This window comes from Rhodococcus sp. (in: high G+C Gram-positive bacteria) (assembly GCF_049299235.1).
Classification (GTDB): Bacteria; Actinomycetota; Actinomycetes; order Mycobacteriales; family Mycobacteriaceae; genus Rhodococcus.
This window is the reverse complement of record NZ_JBAQXC010000236.1, coordinates 1-5,967: the sequence shown is the minus strand read 5'-3', so window position 1 is coordinate 5,967 and position 5,967 is coordinate 1. Positions and strand designations below refer to the sequence as shown.

The 5,967-nt window shown below is 68.2% G+C and carries 5 protein-coding genes; 4 read left to right on the top strand and 1 reads right to left on the bottom strand.

Going from position 1 to position 5,967, the window contains the following annotated elements:
- Window positions 1–56: 56 nt before the first annotated feature.
- Window positions 57–1,256: a porin PorA family protein gene (locus WAX14_RS13980; RefSeq protein ID WP_422628659.1), complete on the bottom strand. Its 1,200-nt coding sequence runs from the start codon at window positions 1,254–1,256 to the stop codon at window positions 57–59.
- A 341-nt stretch (window positions 1,257–1,597) separates the two neighbouring features.
- On the opposite strand from WAX14_RS13980, the gene WAX14_RS13975 reads away from it, so the two are divergent.
- From WAX14_RS13975 to WAX14_RS13960, 4 genes are all read left to right on the top strand, one after another.
- Window positions 1,598–2,065, top strand: coding sequence for an SRPBCC family protein (locus WAX14_RS13975; protein ID WP_422628658.1), 468 nt, complete (start codon window positions 1,598–1,600; stop codon window positions 2,063–2,065).
- An 80-nt stretch (window positions 2,066–2,145) separates the two neighbouring features.
- Entirely contained in the window at window positions 2,146–2,859 is a 714-nt protein-coding gene (locus tag WAX14_RS13970) for a phosphatidylserine decarboxylase (protein ID WP_422628657.1), read from the top strand.
- Window positions 2,860–2,915: 56 nt separating this feature from the next.
- The gene (locus tag WAX14_RS13965) at window positions 2,916–3,770 is read left to right on the top strand and encodes a CDP-alcohol phosphatidyltransferase family protein (RefSeq protein WP_422628656.1); all 855 of its coding nucleotides are present in this window, start codon (window positions 2,916–2,918) and stop codon (window positions 3,768–3,770) included.
- Between the two features lie 21 nt (window positions 3,771–3,791).
- On the top strand, window positions 3,792–5,967 hold a 2,176-nt coding region (locus WAX14_RS13960), incomplete at its 3' end, for an AAA family ATPase (RefSeq protein WP_422628655.1).

The following is a 5,967-nucleotide window of genomic DNA, read 5'->3' as shown; positions in this document are numbered from 1 at the left end:
CCTGCAAGAGGGGCGAATTCCGAATCGGGCGGCGTTTGCCAGCTCCGACCGAGCAGTCAGGACTTGGCGGACTCCAACTCGCCGTCCTTCGTGTCTCCGTCCTTCGTGTCTCCGTCCTTCGTGTCTCCGTCCTTCGTGTCGTCCACTTTCACGTCGTCGTTCTTCGTGTCGTCCACTTTCACGTCGTCGTCAGCGTCAGCAGGCGCGTCGACGGGCGTGGTCGGGGCAGCGGCGGCAGCGATCGGCGTACCGGCGGCCGGGTTGCGGCGGATGAAGGCCACGACGATCAGCGCGACGCCGATCACGGTGAGCAACAGCGGAAGCCACTTCGAGACGATGTCGAGCATGGTCTGCGACGAGGACAACTCGGCGGCCGCGCTCGCGACCGAGGCATCGTCGGTGTTCACGACGGCGCGAGACAGGTCGAGCAGCGGGATCAGTTCGTCACCGGCCTGCATGTTCAGCACGGTGGTCTGGTCCTGGACGGTGCGCAGCGGAGTGCCGAAACGCTGATCGACGTCCATGTCGATCGTGGTGTCGGCGGTCAGCACGACGGGCACCAGGTCGGGCTGGGTGGCCAGCGCCGCGGTGAGCTGCTGAGCCTGCTCGGGCGGCAGGAAACCGGCGAGAATCTCGAGGATCTGCTTGGGGAGTACCGACCCGTCACCGACACCGGCCATCGCGGCGATCCCCGTCTGTGCCGGAGCGAGAACAGCGGGATCGACGATCGGTGCGGTGAGGCTGCCCGTCAGCTGATAGACGTTCCGGCCCCCACGAACCCCGTCGCCGTCGTATTCGAGCGGGATCGGTTCGCGAGTTACCGTGTCGTACAGCGCGTTTCCGTCCGGGGACGGGTTCATCGGCAACGACAGGACCATCGCGTTCTTCTGGTCCTCCACCTCGAAACCGTCGGGAGCGGGCTGCTGACCGTAGTCGACCCGGCTGATCGCGTACGTGTGAGCCGACGTGGAATCCCCTTCGGGCCGTTGAGTTTCGGCCACACTCGTGATCACCGCGACGTCACCGTCGACGTGGTCGACCTCGACGTGCCGCGCGACGGTGAACGCGACCTCCTCGCCGAGGGCGAACCTGCCGGGGTCGAACGACTGCAGGCTGCCCGCATACGTCGATCCGCTGTCGATGTCGGCGGGCAGTTTCGTCATCGACGGGACGGCGACGAACCGGATGAGAGCGGCGGCTGCGATGAGCAGTACGCCGAGAATGGCGAATACGAGCGACGAACGGCGCAAAGACACGTGGTCCTCCTGAGATTACCGACAGCATCAACCAACGGACCTCCACTGCGGGGTCCGCTCGATACTGTTGAAATTCGCGATGTACTGCACCGCAACGGATTCCGATCGATCCGCCGCGACGTTCCCAACCCCTACCGGCGCCCCCGCACCGCATTCCTCCGATCGTCCCCACCCAGTGGTGCGGTCAGCATACGGACTGCATGTATGAAATACACCTCATTGTTCGGAGAATGTTGGTGCAAACATAAGTTACACGTACAGGAGATTCTTTTCGTGCCGGCCAGCGTAAGATGGATCGGTCTGCTTGTAACCTGAAGTACCATATATCCGCCGGGAGTGACGTGACCAAGACCCTCGAAGCCACCATCGACATCGCCGCGACTCCACAGCAGGTATGGGCAGTCATCGGCGACCTCGGGCGTATGAAGGAATTCAGCCCCCAGTGCCGCCTCATGAAAACCGTCGGCGGCCCGGCTCGCGTCGGCAGCACCACGATCAACGTCAACCGCAAGGGCGTGCTCGTCTGGCCGACCACCTCCAAGATCCTCGCCTTCGAACCGGGCCGCGAACTCCGCTTCCGCATCAACGAGAACCGCTCGATCTGGTCGTTTGTCCTCGAACCCACCGAGACCGGAACCCGCGTCGTGCAACGCCGCGAAGCACCCACCGGCACCAGCAAGGTGTCCCAAACCCTGATCAACCTCGCGATGGGCGGAACCGAGTCGTTCGACGCCGACATGGTCGTCGGCATGAACGCCACACTCGCCCGGGTGAAGAACGTCGTGGAGACCACGCCCGCAACGCTCTGACATCGCTCTCGCGTACGCTGTGATAGCCCGCGGGCTCGTCGGTCCGCGGCTCACATCGCAACGCGACAGTAAGAGGAGCCGTGGCACGTAAGCCCGCACCCGCCGGAATGCCCCCGACCAGCGGTGTCGCACACATCGCCGATTTGGTCCGCAAGGCGGTTCCGCCACTTCACCCCGCCGGTATCCCCTTCGTCGCGGTGCCTCTCGCGGTGGCTGCGCTCGGCCGCAACCGCACCTGGGTGCGTCGCGCGGGCCTGGCCTCCGCAGCGGCGACGGCGGCGTTCTTCCGGCACCCGCACCGGGTTCCGCCGAACCGGATCGGGGTCGTCGTTGCCCCCGCCGACGGCGAGGTCGCGCTCGTCGACACCGCGGTGCCGCCCGCCGAGTTGAACCTCGGCAGCGAACCGTTGCCGCGGGTAAGCATCTTCCTGTCGGTGCTCGACGTGCACGTGCAACGCAGCCCCGTCGGCGGCGTCGTCCGCACGGTCGTGCACCAGCCCGGAAAATTCCTCTCCGCCGATCTCGCCGACGCGAGCGAAGTCAACGAACGCAACAGCATGCTCCTCGAAACCCGCGACGGCCACCGGGTCGCGGTCGTCCAGATCGCCGGGTTGCTCGCGCGGCGCATCGTCTGCGACGCCGGCGTCGGCGACACCCTGCCCATCGGCGACACCTACGGCCTGATCCGTTTCGGTTCCCGCGTCGACACCTACCTGCCCGCCGGCACCACCCTGCTCGCCGAACGCGGCCAACGCACCATCGGTGCCGAGACCGTCATCGCCCAACTGCCGTGAACCCTCCCCCTCCCCACCCGGAGCCGGAACGGAAACGCCGCGGACGACCACAGGCGGTGCGCCTGCTGCCCAGCGTCATCACGATCCTGGCGTTGTCTGCGGGACTGTCCGCCGTGAAGTTCGCACTCGACGGTCAACTCGGCACCGCACTCGGCATGATCGGTGCCGCAGCGGTACTGGACTCGCTCGACGGACGCATCGCACGACTGCTCGACGCCACCAGCAAGATCGGCGCGGAACTCGACTCGCTCTCCGACGCAATCTCGTTCGGTGTCGCCCCGGCGCTCGTGCTGTACGTGACGTTGCTGGACGGCAGCGCCGCCGGCTGGATCATCACACTGCTGTATGCGGTGAGCATCGTGCTGCGGCTGGCACGTTTCAACACCCTGCTCGAGGACGACAACGTCCCGGCGTACGCGCGCGAATACTTCGTCGGTGTGCCGTCCCCGGCCGGCGCGCTCATCGCGCTGTCACCGGTCGCCGCGTACATCCAATGGGGTGACGGCTGGTGGACCTCCTATCCGGTGGTCGCGGCGTGGATCCTGTTCACCGCCGCGCTGGTCGTCAGCACGGTCCCGACGCTGGCGATGAAGTCGGTGTCGGTGCCGCCGCGGCTCGCAGTCGTCCTACTGTTCCTCGTCGCCCTCTCCGCGGCGGCCCTCGTGACGTACCCGTTCGTGCTGATGCTTCTTCTCGTCGGCGTGTATCTCGTGCACATCCCGTTCGCGGTCCGCTCCAAACGGTGGGTCGCGGCACGGCCGGAAACATGGGACATCAAACCGTCCGAACGACGCGCGATCCGGGCCGAGAATCGTGCGTTGCGTCCCCGCCTCGTCGCCATCCGGCGTACCACCGCCACCGCAGATCGTTCCCCGGCGCGCCTCGGGCTGCGACGCCCGCGGGGACGGTGAGCACACTCTAGGCTCGGCGGAGTGACCACCGCTGAACTCGCGCTGACCGTCCGGCTCAACACCTCCGCGGCGGACGCCCGCCGCGGCGTCGTCCGCCTGCACCCGGAGGCACTCACCGCACTCGGTCTCCGCGAATGGGATGCGATCGCCCTGGTCGGTGCACGCCGCACCTCCGCCGTCGCCGCACTCGGCTCCGCCGGCACCCCCACCGGCACGATCCTGCTCGACGACGTCACCCTGTCGAACACGGGCCTGAGGGAGAACGCCACCGTCATCGTCTCGCCGGTCACGGTGTACGGCGCCCGGTCGGTGACCGTGACCGGGTCGTCGCTGGCGACACACTCCATCGGCGACGTGACACTGCGGCAGGCGCTGCTCGGCAAGGTCGTCACGGTCGGCGACGCCGTGTCCCTGCTCCCCCGCGACCTCGGGCCAGGAACGAGCAGTGCCGACACCACCCGCACCCTGTCCCGCACCTTCGGGGTCGCGTGGACGTCGGAACTGCTGACTGTCACCGGAGTGGATCCGACCGGACCGGTGAGCGTGCAGCCGAACACCGCGGTGACCTGGGGTGGTGACACAGGACCGCACATGCCGACCACATCCGGACACGCGGCCACCGCGGCATCGTTCGCGTCACCGGAACGCATGATCACACCAGCACCGGAAGACCTGGTCGGTGTGCAGGACCAGGTCGCCAAACTCACCGAATGGCTGAAACTGGCCCTCGACGAACCCGAACTGTTGCGCACACTCGGCGCCTCCCCACACCTCGGGGTGCTCGTCACCGGCCCCGCCGGCGTCGGCAAGGCCACGCTGGCCCGCGCGGTACTCGCCCCCCGGACGGTCGTGGAGATCGACGGCCCCGGGGTCGGGTCGCTCGCCGCCGACGAACGACTCCGCCGCGGGAACGCCGCCGCCGTCACCGTCACCGGCGGCGGTGTCCTGCTCGTCACCGACGTCGACGCGCTGCTCCCCGCCACCCCGGAACCGGTGTCCACACTGATCCTCGACACGTTGCGGCGCGTCGTCGACACCCCAGGGGTCGCGCTGGTCACGACCACCGCGCATCCCGATGCGGTCGATTCACGGCTGCGGTCCCCCGACATCTGCGACCGCGCACTGAACCTGCCGCTGCCGGACGGCTCCACCCGCCGGGCGCTGCTCGAGGTGCTGCTGCGCACGGTGCCGTCGGAGAATCTGAAGCTCGACGCGATCGCCGCACGCGCCCCGGGGTTCGTCGCCGCCGATCTCGCCGCCCTGTGTCGGGAGGCGGCGCTCCGGGCAGCGTCCCGGGCCAGCCGCGACGACGAGGATCCGATGCTGACCCAGGACGACCTGCTCGGCGCGCTCGAGGTGATCCGGCCGCTGTCCCGTTCCGGCACCGAGGAACTCGCGATCGGCAGCGTGACCCTCGACGATGTCGGCGACATGGTCGAAACCAAACAGGCCCTGACCGAAGCCGTGCTGTGGCCACTGCAGCACCCCGACTCGTTCGCGCGACTCGGCGTCGACCCGCCGCGCGGGGTGCTGCTGTACGGGCCGCCGGGCTGCGGCAAGACGTTCCTGGTCCGTGCGCTGGCGAGCACCGGCCACCTGAGCGTGCACGCCGTCAAAGGCGCCGAACTGATGGACAAGTGGGTGGGTGCATCCGAGAAAGCTGTGCGCGAACTGTTCGTCCGCGCACGTGATTCGGCGCCGTCGCTGATCTTCCTCGACGAAGTCGACGCGCTCGCCCCCCGACGCGGCCAAAGTTCGGATTCGGGGGTGGCCGACCGGGTGGTTGCAGCCCTGCTCACCGAACTCGACGGTGTCGAACCGTTGCGTGACGTCGTGGTGCTCGGTGCGACGAACCGTCCCGATCTCATCGACCCGGCGCTGCTGCGACCCGGGCGACTCGAACGTCTCGTGTTCGTGCCGCCACCGGATGCCGAGGCTCGCGTCGCCATCCTGAAGACCGCGGGCAAGTCCGTTCCGCTCGCCGACGACGTCGATCTCGATTCGCTCGCCGCAGACCTGGACGGATATTCCGCGGCGGACTGCGCGGCGCTGCTGCGGGAGGCCGCGCTCGCCGCGATGCGCCGCAACGTCGATGCCGCGGTGGTCACCGCCGACGATGTCGCGACCGCCCGTACCGCGGTGCGGCCGTCGCTGGATCCGGTGCAGGTCGAACACCTGCGGGCATACGCGGAGAACC